We start from the raw sequence: 15079 nt of genomic DNA on the forward strand, positions 1-15079 counted from the left end.
ACGATATGACTCCGGTAGTATTCCTTGACCCGGCCGCCGCAGACGCAACTGCATCGTTCCCGTATCGAAGTGCAGGTCGATGTAAAATTCGCCGCCCAGCAGACCAAACAGCTGGAAGGTCTTGACCACCAGTCCGGCGCCATTGTCACCGTGCAAATATTCGTACAAAAGGATGAGATCGCGTCGGTGGGATCGGCCTGGAACTTCTCCGTGCCGCCGTAGACCGGGGGGCGACTATTGACGCGCTTCATCCAAACGTTGACGGAAGCGTTTCGCCCAGAAATCAAAGGCGGCCCTGGTGTCGTCCCACTTGCCGCGGAAGACCGCCTTGCCGCCCTGCCGACGATCAACGGCCGCAGCCAGACGCTCGCCGGTGGTGGAATCGAGCAGTTCGAACTCCGTGCCGGCCTCGCCGGTGCCAAGGTTGTCGTCACTGACTGCCTTGGTCGCGCCGGCAACAGCAAGCCCCACCGGATTGATGGTCGACAAGGCATTGGCCACTGGTTTGGACGGTTTTATATCGGTGATGGCGATTCGCACCCGGAGGACGTCGGGGCCGGGTTGATCGACAATTTCATAGCCGCTCCTGACCGCCTCGATGAGGGCGTTCTGGTAGTAGTCGGTCAGCTCCTTGAGGATGGTCGGATCAATGGCCTGGTAATCGGCATTGTCGCTGAGCAGCACCAGGATCCGCTCGAACATCAGCTTGTTGTAAGGTTTCAGGGTGGCGCCGGGCTTTATGTACAGCAGGGCCGCGCGGTCATCGCCGCCCGGCCGAAGCTGGCTGTAGTCGCCAAGGAAGCCGCTTTGTTTCACCGATTTCATGCCGCTGGCCGCACAGCCGGCAAGCAGCACGGCACTGATCAGGACGCACAGGATCCCATAAGAAGACTTTTTCATGTTTTCACTCCTTTTTTAAGGTTATGCCGGTAAATAGGGTAAATACCGGACGGTTCAATCTGGTCTGTCAACCTCCCGCGGAAATCGTCAGGACCGGCGCGCCATCTTTCACTCCAGGCTCCGTGAGGGTCATGATGAACATCAGGAATGAAAAGAGTTTTTTGGACGGATAGTCCCGATCGTCGACCCAGAACCAATGCCCCCGATACGGCACGGAGACGAAGGCGTCTGCAGGCTTCTCCGCTGAGGAGATGATGTGGATCAGCGGCTTGCTGAAACCCGCGCCTTCGGTGGTCATGGTCGGGCTGGTCCGTTGTTCGCCGACATCTTGGACAGGAACCTCGATGGTCGAGGAGATATCGCTGAGGATCTCTATGATCGAGCGGGTCAGCAAAGCAATTTCGCGATCGTGGGACGATGCCGACCCGTAGATCACCTGAAATTCACCCGCCTCTTGCCCGAGGCCGAGTATCTGCCGCACATCGGCAGTCAATTGTGAGAGCTGGGCTGATTCAGTTTTGCGGAACATCATGAGCAGGGCAGCCTGTTCATCAACTTTCGTGACCCGCAGGGCGACGGCACCGGAAGACTGGATCGCTTGCAGTTTTTCCAGCAAGGGGCTGAATTCAGGATCAGCCGCATGCATCCGGGCAGAGCCGCCGAATTGGTTACGGACACCATTGACAGCGTGGACCATGAGTCGGAAGACCAGGGCAATGGGATAACCGCCTTCGACCATTGCCATGACCGTGGCGGGGGAAATAGGCGTCATCAGGCTGCGGGCGAACTTCTCGCCGGTCAGGAGATTGTAGGTAACCGTCGGGCGATCATAGTAACTTGTGATGCCGCCTAATTCCTGACGGTTTCCCTGTGGCGGAAAGGACCAGCCAAGGGTGCCGCGCAGTTCCGTTTGCACGGAGTATTGATTGGTAATTGACGTGACATCGAGGAAGATCGGCACGTCGCCATAACGGATTTTGACGATATTGAGCAACATCTGACGCTTCCACGAGTCGGCAACCGCCGTGGTGTAATCAAAGCGGTCACGGGCAATAGTTGCCGGGCCGATGACGGAACAGCCGGCAAAAGCCGGCAACGTCAGCAGCAGGATTATGCCCGCAATCCACTGTTGGCGATGCGATGCGTGATATGCAGCCATCAATCGGCACGCTTTCGTAATCATGGTTTTTTTACCGTTTCAGAAGCGCAATTCGGCGGTGAGCGCAACGATATGAATCGCCACGTTGTCATAGGTTCCGGCAACCCGTCCGGCCAGGGGGCCGCGTTCTACGTCCATGTCCAGATCCCCTCCCCATGCCAGTTCATAGGCCATTCCCAGCGTTACGTTGCTGGACCAGTCGTAACTGCCGCCGAGTGCAAAGCGCCAGGTTTCTCCGACCGGCAGGGTGGGACCGAGATCGTCTTCGTCGAGCATGGCACTGTCATAGGCGATGCCGGCCGACAGCAGCCATGGCGTGGAAAGCCGGTACTGGGTGCCGAGGGCGACATGCCAGGTGTCCCGGTAATTGAGGTCGGTGGTGAGATCAATGCTGGTGTCACTGATGGCAACGTCAACCTTGCCGAACTCCGACCAATCCTGCCAGCCCAGGTTGGCCAGCAGCGCCAAGCGGTCGTTCACTTCGTGGTAAACGCTGGACATGACCGCTTGGGGCATGGTCATGCCGAGATCGATGGTCCGCCCGCCAAGGCCGAAAATTCCTGTCAACGTGGGGCCAAAACCACTGAAATCGGCGTTGTCCGAGAAGTCCAGATCCGCTGCGGAGAGATAGGTGAGACCGAAACGGGTGCCCGGCAACGGCTCATACAGCACGCCGAGATTCAGTTGCACGGCCAGGTCTTCGTCGCTGAGTTCAAGTTGAGCATCCGGCAAGGTATCGAGCACTCGATTAATCGCCACCTTGTCCTCGAACATTCCGTAAAGCATCGCAACGCCTGCCCCCACCGAGAACCGGTCGTTGACCTTCCAGGCGATGGCCGGCTGGAAGGCGGCGGCCTGCATGGCCGTCTCCTGGACGTAATAACGGCCGACCCAATCGTCCTGGTAGTCGAGGGCAAGGCCGAAATAGCCGGTCATAGCCAGGCCGATTGCCAGTTTATCGCTGACCGGATGAACATAGAACAGCCCCCCGCCCGGCATCCAGCCGTTGCTGTCGCCGCTGTTCCCGGCCACGGTGGTGTTAGCGTCGGCGGAAAAGTCGAGGTTCATGTACATGGGTTGCGCCCCGAGCAGCAACGAGGGGCGTTCCAGCCGCGTCATCCCCGCCGGGTTGGTAAAGGCCGTGGACGCATCCTGTGCCCGGGCGGCATAGCCGGCGGCGGCCAGACCGACATCGGGACTGCCGATTTCGTAAAGGTAAAGACCGCCGGCCTGAGCGGTCGTTGACGCAAGCAACATGCCCAGCAGCCATATACCCCCTGAACGGATTGTTTTTTTCATGAGAACTCCTTTCCCTGCTTCTCGTGTTGGTAAATAGATTCCTGAAGTTATGCACCTGTCGATCTTGGTAGCGGATGCCGCCTTAACGGAATTCGCCGTGAGGCACAACACCGGTGAGCAAAACAGGCAAATCAAGCCAAATTTTAGTTGAGGAATAATCGCTTTTTCATGGCATGTCCCTTTCGTGTCTGCACCGCCGGCAACCCAAAGCGGCTAGGTGTGATTTTTTTTGACGGCAGGGTTTGCGACAGCCGTCAGCTTCGTAAAACAAACCATCATTTTTTGTCATCGTCCCGTTTTCTTGTCCGACCCGAGTCAGCCGGTTGAATTTCGTCCGGATTTCCAGTCTTTTATCCCTCGGCCGTGCGAATCACCAGCGGCCCCTTGACCGCCTTCATCACTTCTGACGCGGGATGACCGTGCTCGAGCAGGGTGGTCATCGCCTGCAGGTATTTGCGGATGTGGCGAAAAAACTTGTTGTAGCCGGTGCACAGATAGTGCAGACCCGGCTCGCCGTTCGGGGTTTGCGCGAAACGATGCTTGGGACAGCCGCCCCGGCACGCCGCCAGCACCTCGCACTCCCGGCAACAGCGGGGCAGGGCGCTTTCCTTGGCGGCGCCGAATCCGGTCCGCCACGCTTTTTCCACCATCCCGATGAGGCCGTCGGTCAGGATGTTGCCCAGTCGATAGTGGGGATAGACATAGTGGTCGCAGGCATACAGGTCGCCGTTGTGCTCGATCACCAGCGAACGTCCGCACTGCCGGGCATGGATGCACACCGGCGACGGGTTGCCGATCCAGGCGTTGAGCGCCCACTCGAAGTTCATGACAAAGGTGGTGCCGACATCATGGCGCACCCACTCTTCGTAGATGGCGATCAGAAAGTCGCCGTAACCCTCGGGAGAAACCGACCACGGAAAGACTTCGATCTGTGTTTCTTCCCGGGTCAGAACCGCCGGACCGGCCAGCCGCAGGCCCTGCTCCCGGCTGCGGGCGTCCGGCAGCCGCTCGACCACCGGCGAAAACTGGATATATTCAACGCCCTGGTCGCGCAGGAAGCGATAGACATCGAGCGGCCTGCGCTCTGTTTCGCGGGCAACGCAAGCCAGCACGTTGTACGCGACTCCATGCTTTTGCAGCAGCCGCAGACCCCGCATCACCTGCGCAAAGGACCCGTTGCCTCCACGGTCGCGGCGGTAGCGGTCATGTACCTCCTGCGGGCCGTCGAGACTGATGCCGACCAGGAAGTCGTGTTCCCGGAGAAAAACGCACCACTCGTCGGTCAGGAGGGTGCCGTTGGTCTGCAGGGCGTTGCTGATGATCTTCCGGCCGGCGAGCGGCTTCTGCAGTTCGACCACCCGGTTGAAAAAATCAAGCCCGCCGAGGGTCGGCTCGCCCCCTTGCCAGACAAAGGCCACCTCCGGCGTAGGCTGGCAGGTGACGTAGTCGGTGATGAATGCGGAAAGGACATCATCGGACATGCGATACTGTTCGCCGGAACTGAACAGCGCCTGCTTCTCGAGATAAAAGCAGTATTCGCAGTTCAGGTTGCAGGCCGGCCCGACAGGCTTGGCCACGACGTGAATCCCTTGCGCGATATTGTCTGATTTTCCTAAAGGATGACAGACCATGGTCTTTATTCTATTCAGGGAACAGGAACGTCAATTGTGCCCTGAATCCCCAATCCTCCGGGCCGTTATCCGGCGATTCAGCCCAATACTTCCCGGCCACACTGAGCTGCATAATCTGCGGACCGATCTTGAACAGTTGCGCCACCTGAGCGATCAGCGGAATTGACCACTGCTCGGCTTCCCAGTCGTAGGTGGATTCCGTGTTTAATCCAAATGTTGTTTTCGTTTTGGTGATGTAACTCACGAATGGTTGCAGGAAGGTGGCATTGATATCGGCCCGGTCGTCGTCACCGGCCACCGACCAGATATGATTGCCAAGAAAACCGATGGTCCACGGCCCGGCCTGCTTCAGCGCCACCGCCGTTGGGCCGATCCCCCACTTTTCGCCGCCGAGCACTTCGTCGGAGGCCGTCGGCAGCAGCTCGACCGGCCCCACTCCCCAGATCCAGCCCCCCGCGCTGGGGGCTTTGGGCGAGAAGAACTGGCTGGCGGTGATGTCGCCGAGACCCGACTCGTTCATGGCTTCAACCGGGAAATCCTGCTGATCAATCAGCGGCACGATGGTCCGCGTGATCATGTTCCACTCTTCGCCCAGCGAGAAGGGGATGACCGGCTGGATGTTCAGGCGGCTGACCGACGCGTCGTCGTTTATTCCGCCGTATTCGTCGTGGTTGTATTGCAGCGGCACGCTGATCAGGCTGGCGATGGGATTCGCCAGCTTCTTAGCCAGTTCCGCCGCGTTGTCTTCTTCGGCATGGGCCGGCATGGCGCAGCTTGCGATGATCGTCGCCAGTGCGATCCGCCGCCACCAAAATTTCATTCGCCTCGTTCGCATGAACTTTACTCTCCTTGCAGGCGCCGCGCGCCTTCCACAATCGGATGCCACCCGTACACCAGGGTCACCATGAACATATCCATGCTGAGGTCTTCGGGATCGTCGTCGTTCAGGGTCGATTTGTAGCCGACGGTGAGGTTCAGGTTGTCGTTGACCTGGTAGCCAAGCGTTATGCCGGCCGCCAGGTCGTCACGCTTCTCCCCAGTCACCCCGGCGATGGTCGCTTCGCCGCCGGTGTACCAGGACAGGTCCAGCGCGCCCCAGGCATGCTCGGTGAAGTCGCGCGACAGGTGCGCATCGAGCTGGAACAGGGGATCGGTCTCCATCCTCTGCCCGACAAAGTCGTCGTTGTCGCCGAACAGCCATACGGCGGGGAGCAGTTCCAGGGTTGTGCGCCGACCAGGCACCCAGGGGCCGAGCTGATAAATGATCGGCATGCCCAGGCGCCCGTACCAGCGGTTCTGACCGATATTGAGCTGCTTGTCGTTGTCGTATTCGCCGACCGGCAGCGCCAGGTCGATGAGCAGGTCGACGGAAAAGCCCGGCTCATAGCGCATGGCGTCGGGAATGCTCATTTGTGCCGGTGGGCCGAGGAGGTTGATGTTAAACTCGAGCATCGGGTCGCCGAAGCCGCTGGCCGATTCGTTGAACAAAGTAATACCGTTCCGGGTGGCATCACCCGAGATACGTCCCATGGGAACCAAAATCGCGGCCATGGCCGAGCGCTCGAGCACAGGAAAGGTCAGCGCATAGCCTGCCAGGGCCATGGAGGCGTCAAAGTCGACGGAATCGGCACCGGGAACAAGACTGGTGTGAGCAGGATCAAACGGATTGGTATTGCCGCTGATCGATTCGTAGATGAGCGGCACGGCACTGGCACCCGCCAGGGTCTTCAGGTAGAAGCGTGCCGGAACCTGGGCCGGAGACGGCTGCGGGCAAAACACGCCGATCGTGAGCATCAGCGCAATAATACGCAACAACCAGGCTACGGGATTGTTCAATCTTTTGTTATCTTGCATGGGTGAGACCTCCTTATGAATAAATGGGTGCATTTTCCTGTCGGCAATGTTCAGGGCTTTGGCTCGGCCAGCATCTCTTGGGGCGGCACGAACTGCTTCTTGTTGATCAGCGGCGGGAAGCCTTCGTCGACCGGCACGCGCGGCGGCAGCTGGTCTTCCAGGGTCTCGAAGGCAGTGCGGCTCGGCAGGATGACGTTGTTTTCCTTCGCGTAGCGGTCCCAGAGGGCGGTCAGCGCCTTCACCTTGTCCGGGTTCTCCGCGGCCAGGTCGTTGCGCTCGCCGGGATCTTTGGCGAGGTTGAAGAGCTCCCACTGCTCCTTGCCGAGGGGCTTGTACTGCCAGCGCAGCTTCCATTCCCCCTGGCGCACGGCGCGGTTACCGAAGACCTCCCAGGCCAGGTAGTCCTGCTCGCTGCGCGGTGACTCCACCTGGCCGGCCAGCAGCGGCACCCACGACTTGCCGCCGAGAGCGGGGAGCGCGTGACCGTCGAGGGTCTGCGGATAGCTGGCGCCGGCGACTTCGAGCAGGGTCGGCATGATATCGGCCACATGCAGCAGGCCGCCGTTGATGCTCCCCCTGGCGCGCTTGACCGCCGGTCCACTGACGATCAGGGCGTTGTGCACCCCCCCTTCCGCCATCCACCCCTTGTACTGGCTGAAGGGGGTCATCGACACCTGCGCCCACATCGGGCCGTAGCCGACATACGAGCCCGGGTCGCCCCAGGCGTTGGGGTGGGTCTGCGACCACTTGGCGGCGGCGTAGAGATAGTCGCGCGATCCGGGCGAGCCGGCGATCATCTGGAAGAGATCGGTCCCCTCGGCGCCGTTGTCGCCAAAGGCGATGAAGATGGTGTTGTCGTACTCGCCGATCTTCTTCAGGTAGTCGATGAGGCGGCCGACGTGGAAGTCGAGGTTTTCTACCATGCCGGCATAGAGCTCCATCTTTTTGCCGAGGATGGCCCGGGAGGCCGGGGCGAGCACCACCGGATCGGGAATGAACCACATGCGCTCGGCGAGCTGCGTCCCCGCCGGGGTGATGCCGAGCTCGATCTGGCGCTTGAGCCGCTCCTGCCGCACCGCGTCCCAGCCCTTGTCGTACTCGCCGACATGGCGCTTGCGCCACTCCTCGGGCAGATGGAAGGGGTCATGGGGCGCCTGGTGGGAGACGTAGGCGAAGAACGGCTTGCCGTCCTTGCGTCCCGCCTCGATGAAGCCGATCAGCTTGTCGGTGTAGGTCTTGGTGGCATAGTAATCCTTCGGCAGCTTCGTCAGGTAGCGCCCGTCCTCGGTGAAGACCGAGAGCGGCGCCGCGCCGGTGACGTTGGTCATGTCCCAGTAGCTCCCAGCCCCGTCGAGCAGCGAGAAGTCGCGCTCGAAGCCGCGCGCCGCCGGGATCAGATCGGGAGCCTTGCCGAGATGCCACTTACCGACCATGTAGGTGTGGTAGCCGGCGTCTTTCAGCAGCTGCGGCAGCGTCGCCACCTGCTTGCTCAGGAACCCTTCGTAGCCGGCGACTCCCATCTGGTTGGGCGCCGTCCACTCGTCCATGTTGCCGAGGCCGTTCAGGTGAGTATCAACACCGCTCAGCAGCATGGAGCGGGTCGGCGAACAGCTGGCGTGCGTGTAAAAATTGGTGAAGCGCACGCCGTCGTTCGCCAGCGAGTCGAGGTTCGGCGTCTTGATCTCGCTGCCGAACGCCCCTATGTCGGCAAAACCCAGGTCGTCACCAAGGATGATGACGATATTCGGCCGTTTGAGTGCCTCCGCGGCGGCAGCGATGGACGCTGCGGCAAACACCATGCTGAGCATTATGATGCCCAGCGTACTCGGCAACAGGCAGAAAGCCCTTCCGTGCTGTTTCATATCTCTTGCTCCTTTCTTCATGTGGCACCTATCTCGATATTTCATTAAGAAGCCTTTCGGCATCTTTGTACTGCGGATACTGCGTGAGGAGCGCTTGCAAGGTCTTGACCGCCGCTTCCCTGTCGCCCTGCTGGTTCAGATAAAACGCCAGGGTATAGGCATACTTTGGCTCCTGAGGGCTGAGGTCCGACGCCTTCCCGCACCAACTCACCGCTTCACCGATGCGATCGGTTGCGGTGATGATGCAGAGATTGTAGGCGGCCTGCGCCATCCTGGGATCGGCCGCGAAGGCTTTTTTAAGAGACGTCTCTGCCGCCTTCAGTTCGTTCTTCCCCGCCTGCAGCAGTCCCATGTTGAAATTCGCTGCCGCGTTGTCAGGTGCCTGCTGGAGCGCCTGCTGCAGGGCCTGCTCCGCCTGGTCGTTCTCGCCTGACCGGGCATGGGCAATGGACAAGTTCACCATCGGCATGACGGCTGCGGGTCGAGCTGCAGTGCCGTCTGGTAGGAGGCCGCCGCCGCTTTCGCATCGTTTTGGCCGAGGTAATAGTTGCCGAGGTTGTAATGGGAGGTCCACTGGTCGGGCCGGGTTGTGATCGAGGCCAGATATTCGTCGTTGGCCATCCGTATCTGCGCCTGATAGGCAGGAGGGGCGGCCAGTTGAGGGAAAGCCGCGAGCCCCGCCGCGGCACGCACCCGCACCAGCCGGGAGTCGTCTGCCGTGGCCTCGATCAGCACCTGCAGGCTCTCCACGGACGGAACCAGCCCCAGCGCCTGGACCGCGGCACCGCGCACCAGGGGTGACGGATCCTTGGCCGCGCCAAGCAAAGCCTCCTGGAGTCTCTGGTCCTGCGCCGGCGGAATCAGCCTGATCAGCGAGGCGGCAAAGACCGCGTCGTGCCCGGGGTCACCGATGTAGGCGATCATCTCGGGCAGTCTGGTCCAGTCCCGTTTGCGGGCCGCGTCGATCAGCGCCGCGCGTTCGAGCACCGGCGCCTGGTAGTCCCGGCTGCGCCACTGCCGGACGATTTGGTCGGCCCACCCCGCATCCTGGTCCCGGTGGCAGAGATTGCAGGCATTGGGCGACTGGTAGGCGATGGTCGCCGCCGGTGTCGGCGGCAGCATCGAGTGGTCGCTACGGTTCATCCGCGCGAAAGACGACATCGGCATGTGACAGGAGACGCACTTGCTCCCCTCGCTCTCTGCCGGATGGTGCGTATGCGCGGTCGGGTTTTGCACCTTCTGCTCGTGGCAGGGGACGCAGGCATTATTGAACTTTTCCTGTTTGAAGCGGTAGCGGCCACTCGAGGTATGGCAGTGCATGCAGTCGAGCTGCCCCGACTTGGCGCAAGGGCTCATGGTCCACGAGGTCAGCGTGTAGTTCTCGCCCAGGTCACGGCCATCCGGATAAAAGTCGGGATCCTCCAGGGTCGCCAGATCGTAATGGTCGAAAAACGGTTCCCCGGGTCGGTAGGCGGCGGTCAGCGGGCCGGCCTTGGCGTGGCAGCCGGAGCAGAGATCGTTGCGCTGGACCGTTGTCATCGTCTTGGTGCTGATGATGCGCAGCTCCGGCAGCGGCTGCCCCTTGGGCGTCGCCCTGGCGATCATGTTGTGCTCGGCTGATGGACCGTGGCAGGTTTCACAGTTGATGCCGGGCTCGGTCCAGGTGGTGTTGTAGGTGTCGGTGCCGGTGTCGTAGTTGGTGTCGAGCTGGCTGACGTGACAGCTGTAACAGGCGGTATTGAAGGTATAGGTGGAGTGCCGCCAGTCGACTGCCTCGCCGTGTTCTCCGCCTGGGAAATGCCTGATGCCGCTGGCAGCGGTGTCGAACCACTCCTTCATGTTGACATCATACGCAACGGGGAGGGTCTGCAGCCTGCCCTTATCGAGAGGTGTGAGGAAATAGAAGACGTTCTTTCCGCCGAGAACATGCTTGATCTTTAACTTCTTCGTCTCCATCCGATCCGTTTCGATTACGACACCTTCATCAATATCGGCGCGATACTTCGCTTCCCCTATCGCGATGTCGCCCTGATGCGGCGTGAGTTTTTCCATCGCGAAGCTCGCCGAATAGGGCTGCATGGCCAGACCGTGCATTGACGAGGACCAAAGCTGATAGAACCTCTCATGGCACTCGCGACAGCTTGCGGAACCGGCGTAAGAGGATCCTTTGCCCGCATCAACGGCCATTGGAAATGCGATGAATACGCATATAGTGAGCAAACTTGCAGCTATTTTCATATCAGAGACTCAGCGCTGACTCCGCAAGGGCACCGATGACAATAGCGATCTGTTTTTACGTGCATGCTTTACCTTCCGTTCAGGGACCAGCCATGAGGGGAGGAATGCCCTTTTTTCAGGCCGTTTCTCCTCCCATGGCTTATGCGGCCCTGAATGTTTCTGTTACTTCACCATTTCGATCTCATTGAGCTTCCAAGTCTTGCCGAACCACGGTTCGAGCGGGCCGTAGAGGCGGAAAAGCATGTTCCAGCCCTTGCCGGGGATGGTCTGAATCCAGTTGTGTTCCATGCCGGATGGGGCCTTTGGCCCGAAGTAAACGTCCACTGAACCATCCTGGTTGACGACCAGGCCTTTGTCCAAACTGCTGACTTGGGGAAAGTCCTGATCGGTCTGGAGCATGGAACGGGTCTGGTTGTCATAGACAATCGCTGACCAGAAATCCTTTACTGGAGCGTTGGGTGACACATGCAACCGATAGGTCTTGCCGCCGTCCAATGGATTGCCCTGGGAATCCACGATTCCGACGGCATACTGGGAGCCTTGGCCCACCATCTTGGCTTCCATGGCCGGTGTCACGCCTGTGGCATAGAAGTAGAAGAAGGCGGCGGCATCCAGATAGGCCACGCCCGGTTGCTTCTGGAATTGGTAGCCGCCCAGCCACTGGCGCCAGGTGCTGTTCGGATAGTAGAAAGCCTCAGGTATGCGGCTCCGGTAGGTGAGAGTGCGCGCGGTAGCGTCGCCCACCGCCGCCGCCTCGGTCAGTATTTTTTTCATGCGATCATCAGGCGCGAATGGCTTGCCCTTCTCGATGCCGATCGAGGCAAAGAAACCGAGAGTGACCGGATCAAGCGACTCGACGGGTTCATTCTGAACGACGTCGTCGAGAAGTTCCCAGAACCGGTAGTCAGCTGCTGCCACCGTGGAGAAATCCCGGTTGGACACATTGACGAAGGTGTTGGACGGCGGATTGGTCGACCGCGACAAGGGGTAAATGCGCGTGTTCTTGTGCAGCCTCTCGATGGCGGGTTTGATGTCCCCTTGCACCGGCATGTTGCGCCAGACGAGGATGGACTCAAACGTGGGAACTCGCACGACCATGTACTCTTCGGGTGCTTTGCCTTCGTAGCCGGGAGGCAGCAGCAGGTACTTGCCGCCCTTGCCCTTGTCCGGACCGACGATGCCGATGTCGGTGACATATCTGAACCAGAAATCATCAATCATGCCCAGCGTCATGGGCGGCACTTCGACCACCAGCGGACCGTCATGCAGATCGATCCAGATCCATGTGTAGGGGGTGGTGGCGTTCGGAGTGAGAAAGAGCGAACGGGCATTCAGGTTGGCTTCAAATGTCGGAATGGTGACATTCGCGGGGCCGACGCTCAGCAATCCCTCACGCAGCCCAGCCATGTTCACCGCCGGCAATGCGAGTAAGTAGGCCTGCACCGCGCGCTGGAAGTCAAGGTTGTCGTAGAGCTTCTCGACGGTCGCATCGTCCGGGAAGCCGTCGAAAAATTTCAGCGTGCCAAGGCGTGTTTCGACCTGGTCCGGGATCGCGATACCGGGCGGGATGGCGGTGGTCATTTTGAACGTCGGCGATGACGCCCAGGCCGGCAGCGCAAGAGCGCCGATCAGCATGGTTGTCAGGATTATGTCGCGGGCAATTTCCTTCATTGTCTCATTCCCTTCGATTTTTTCATGGGCCGCCCGCGGAGGCGGCCCATGCATCATGTGACCTTGATTACTTGACATCAACGGTCACCCTGTCGATCCTGCCGGTGAACCTGGATTTGGCTTCAGCACCGATGGCTTCGACCACCGGGGTGGCCAGGTCGATGCCCACATCAGCGGTCTCGTCGGCGGAGAAGATCATCGGCTGGGTGCGCTCGATGCGCCCCTCGCCGACCTGCTGGTCGTTGACGAACAGGGTCGCCTTACCACCCTTGCCAAACCCTTCGCCGTCATAGGCGAACTCGAAGCGGATCGTCGCCTTGCCCGGCTTGAGCTGCTCCTTGCCGGCAATGGTGGTCCTCTCCAGGCCGAGGAAGTTGTAGTCGTAGGCCGGCACGCCGTCCTTGACATAGAGCGACCAGCCGCCGAAACGGCCGCCCTGGACGATGATGGTGCCGTTGGCCGCCGTCCCTTCAGGGATTTCGACTTCGGCGGTGATGGTCTTGGACTTGTTCTTGATGTTGAGGAACACGTTCTCGGACATGCCGGTCATCCCCTGCGCCAGGGTGATGGAGGTGCGGCCGGCCATCAGGTCGGGGCGGCCGACCAGTTCGGAGTTGACCCGCTCGAAGACGCGATCGTCAATGGGCAGTGCATAATTGCGCTCGGCTTCCTGCAGGAACAGGGCCTGCAGCTCGGCAAGTTTCTGCGGGTTCTGCTGCGCCAGGTCGTTGACCAGGCTGAAGTCGGTGCGGGTGTCGTACAGCTCCCAGATGTCCTCGGTGAGCCCGCGGCGGGGCTTGGGCTCCCACGGCGCCCGGTGGATGGTGCGGGCGAACCAGCCATCCTGGTAGATGGCCCGGTTGCCGAACATCTCGAAGTACTGGGTGGTGTGCCGCTCCTTGGCCCTGGCGTCGTCGAAGCTGTAGACCATGCTCACGCCGTCCATCGGCCGCTGCGCAACGCCGTTGACTTCCTTGGGCTCCGGCAGGCCGGCGGCCTCGAGGATGGTCGGCGCCACATCGATGACATGGCTGAACTGGCTGCGCAGCTCGCCCTTGCTCTTGATCCCTTTGGGCCAGTGGACGGCCATGCCGACCTTGGTGCCGCCGTGGTCGGACGCCACCTGCTTGGTCCAGGTGAAGGGGGTGTCGAGTGCCACCGCCCAGCCCGCGGCCATATGCGGGTAGGTTTCGGGGCCGCCCCACTGATCGAGGTGCTTGAGCATGTCCTCGACCTTTTCCTGCACGCCGTTGAAATAGGTCATCTCACTGAACATGCCGCTGCGCCCGCCTTCGGCGCTGGTGCCGTTGTCGCCGTAGACCAGCAGCACCAGGGTGTTGTCCATCTGACCGGTCTCGGCCACGGCCTGAAGCAGGCGCCCGATCTCATAATCGGTCATTTCCAGGAAGCCGGCGAACACCTCGAACTGGCGGATGAAGAGCCGCTGTTCATCGGCGGAAAGCGTATCCCAGTCGGGGATCGCTGCCGGTTTCGGGGCCAGTTTGGTCCCGGCCGGGACGATGCCGGCCATGATCTGTCGCGCCAGGATCTCTTCGCGCAGCTTGTCCCAGCCCTGGTCGAATTTGCCCTTCTGCTTGGCTATCCACTCCTTGGGCACGTGGTGCGGCGCATGCACCGCGCCGGGGGCGTAGTAGATGAAGAACGGCTTGTCCGGCGTCAGCGCCTTCTGGGACCTGACCCAGGCCACCGACTGGTCGGTCATGTCGGTGAGGAAATGATAGTTCGGGTCCTGCGGCAGTTCCACCTGGTGCGTCCCGTCGTAGATAAACGGCGCCCACTGGTTGGTTTCGCCGCCCAGGAAGCCGTAGAACTTGTCGAAGCCCTGATGGATCGGCCAGCGGTCAAACGGCCCCGCCATGCTCGCCTCCCAGGCCGCCGTTTCATGCCATTTGCCGAAGGCGGCGGTGGCATAGCCGTTGAGACGCAGCATCTCGGCCACCGGGGCGACGCTCTGGGGAATCTGCCCGGTGTTCCCGGGAAACTGCGTGCCCGTCTCGATGATGCCGCCCATGTTGTTGACGTGGTGGTTGCGCCCGCTTTTGAGCGCCGACCGCGTGGGCGAGGAGACGGCGGTGGTGTGGAAGTTGTTGTAGATCAGCCCCTGGCCGGCCAGGCGATCAAAGGTGGGGGTCGCGATCGGCCCGCCGTAGGCGCCGGTTCCGGCAAAGCCGAGATCGTCGATGAGGATGACGATAACATTCGGCGCACCTTCCGGCGCCTTGACTTCGAATCGCTCCGGAGGCGCGGCATTCCGGACATCGAGGACGTTGCTGGTGTGCGGCTGCGGTTCTTTAATCGGCAGAATGGTGCGGTCCGGCCCTGCCTGGGCGCCGGCGGTCGCGGCGCAGGCTGCGCCCAGCGCCAGGCACAAGGCCCCGGAGGCCTTTGTGGTAGAAAATTTATTACGCATATCAGTTTCTCCGTCAGTCATGATTTTTTATCCG

The 15079-nt window shown here is 60.8% G+C and carries 12 protein-coding genes; 1 reads left to right on the forward strand and 11 read right to left on the reverse strand.

Going from position 1 to position 15079, the window contains the following annotated elements; genetic code table 11:
* The first annotated feature begins 24 nt into the window (after window positions 1-24).
* Complete coding sequence (locus BM485_12335; protein ID OKY74630.1) at window positions 25-222, forward strand: hypothetical protein; 198 nt, start codon at window positions 25-27, stop codon at window positions 220-222.
* A gap of 12 nt (window positions 223-234) precedes the next feature.
* Here the strand turns inward: BM485_12335 and BM485_12340 are convergent, their stop codons facing one another.
* The 11 genes from BM485_12340 to BM485_12390 form a co-directional block, all read right to left on the reverse strand.
* Window positions 235-900, reverse strand: a complete 666-nt coding sequence (locus BM485_12340) for a hypothetical protein (protein ID OKY74631.1) — start codon at window positions 898-900, stop codon at window positions 235-237.
* 67 nt (window positions 901-967) lie between these two features.
* Entirely contained in the window at window positions 968-2059 is a 1092-nt protein-coding gene (locus tag BM485_12345) for a hypothetical protein (GenBank protein ID OKY74632.1), read from the reverse strand.
* Window positions 2060-2098: 39 nt separating this feature from the next.
* Entirely contained in the window at window positions 2099-3316 is a 1218-nt protein-coding gene (locus BM485_12350; GenBank protein OKY74790.1) for a hypothetical protein, read from the reverse strand.
* Between the two features lie 392 nt (window positions 3317-3708).
* The gene (locus BM485_12355; GenBank protein ID OKY74633.1) at window positions 3709-4989 is read right to left on the reverse strand and encodes an anaerobic sulfatase maturase; all 1281 of its coding nucleotides are present in this window, start codon (window positions 4987-4989) and stop codon (window positions 3709-3711) included.
* A 10-nt stretch (window positions 4990-4999) separates the two neighbouring features.
* Entirely contained in the window at window positions 5000-5824 is an 825-nt protein-coding gene (locus BM485_12360) for a hypothetical protein (protein OKY74634.1), read from the reverse strand.
* Between the two features lie 5 nt (window positions 5825-5829).
* Window positions 5830-6843, reverse strand: a complete 1014-nt coding sequence (locus BM485_12365; protein OKY74635.1) for a hypothetical protein — start codon at window positions 6841-6843, stop codon at window positions 5830-5832.
* 50 nt (window positions 6844-6893) lie between these two features.
* Window positions 6894-8705 (reverse strand): hypothetical protein, encoded by a 1812-nt coding sequence (locus tag BM485_12370; GenBank protein OKY74636.1) that lies wholly within the window; start codon window positions 8703-8705, stop codon window positions 6894-6896.
* Window positions 8706-8733: 28 nt separating this feature from the next.
* Window positions 8734-9174 carry a hypothetical protein gene (locus tag BM485_12375; GenBank protein ID OKY74637.1) on the reverse strand — a complete coding sequence of 147 codons (441 nt, stop codon included), beginning with the start codon at window positions 9172-9174 and terminating at the stop codon, window positions 8734-8736.
* Window positions 9162-10892 carry a hypothetical protein gene (locus BM485_12380; protein OKY74638.1) on the reverse strand — a complete coding sequence of 577 codons (1731 nt, stop codon included), beginning with the start codon at window positions 10890-10892 and terminating at the stop codon, window positions 9162-9164. Before BM485_12380 ends, BM485_12375 begins: the two co-directional genes overlap by 13 nt.
* A gap of 213 nt (window positions 10893-11105) precedes the next feature.
* Window positions 11106-12614 (reverse strand): hypothetical protein, encoded by a 1509-nt coding sequence (locus BM485_12385; protein OKY74791.1) that lies wholly within the window; start codon window positions 12612-12614, stop codon window positions 11106-11108.
* 67 nt (window positions 12615-12681) lie between these two features.
* Window positions 12682-15045 (reverse strand): arylsulfatase, encoded by a 2364-nt coding sequence (locus BM485_12390; protein ID OKY74639.1) that lies wholly within the window; start codon window positions 15043-15045, stop codon window positions 12682-12684.
* Between the last annotated feature and the right edge of the window lie 34 nt (window positions 15046-15079).

The sequence above is a fragment of the Desulfobulbaceae bacterium DB1 genome (genome assembly GCA_001914235.1).
GTDB lineage: Bacteria > Desulfobacterota > Desulfobulbia > Desulfobulbales > SURF-16 > DB1.

What these genes read in the sequence shown, in the direction of transcription:
- BM485_12365 (OKY74635.1), bottom strand. Translation starts at nt 6,843, where the DNA reads ATGCAAGATAACAAAAGATTGAACAATCCCGTAGCCTGGTTGTTGCGT.
- BM485_12360 (OKY74634.1), bottom strand. Translation starts at nt 5,824, where the DNA reads ATGCGAACGAGGCGAATGAAATTTTGGTGGCGGCGGATCGCACTGGCG.
- BM485_12345 (OKY74632.1), bottom strand. Translation starts at nt 2,059, where the DNA reads ATGGCTGCATATCACGCATCGCATCGCCAACAGTGGATTGCGGGCATA.
- BM485_12350 (OKY74790.1), bottom strand. Translation starts at nt 3,316, where the DNA reads ATGTTGCTTGCGTCAACGACCGCTCAGGCCGGCGGTCTTTACCTTTAC.
- BM485_12390 (OKY74639.1), bottom strand. Translation starts at nt 15,045, where the DNA reads ATGCGTAATAAATTTTCTACCACAAAGGCCTCCGGGGCCTTGTGCCTG.
- BM485_12380 (OKY74638.1), bottom strand. Translation starts at nt 10,892, where the DNA reads ATGGCCGTTGATGCGGGCAAAGGATCCTCTTACGCCGGTTCCGCAAGC.
- BM485_12375 (OKY74637.1), bottom strand. Translation starts at nt 9,174, where the DNA reads ATGCCGATGGTGAACTTGTCCATTGCCCATGCCCGGTCAGGCGAGAAC.
- BM485_12385 (OKY74791.1), bottom strand. Translation starts at nt 12,614, where the DNA reads ATGAAGGAAATTGCCCGCGACATAATCCTGACAACCATGCTGATCGGC.
- BM485_12355 (OKY74633.1), bottom strand. Translation starts at nt 4,989, where the DNA reads ATGGTCTGTCATCCTTTAGGAAAATCAGACAATATCGCGCAAGGGATT.
- BM485_12340 (OKY74631.1), bottom strand. Translation starts at nt 900, where the DNA reads ATGAAAAAGTCTTCTTATGGGATCCTGTGCGTCCTGATCAGTGCCGTG.
- BM485_12370 (OKY74636.1), bottom strand. Translation starts at nt 8,705, where the DNA reads ATGAAACAGCACGGAAGGGCTTTCTGCCTGTTGCCGAGTACGCTGGGC.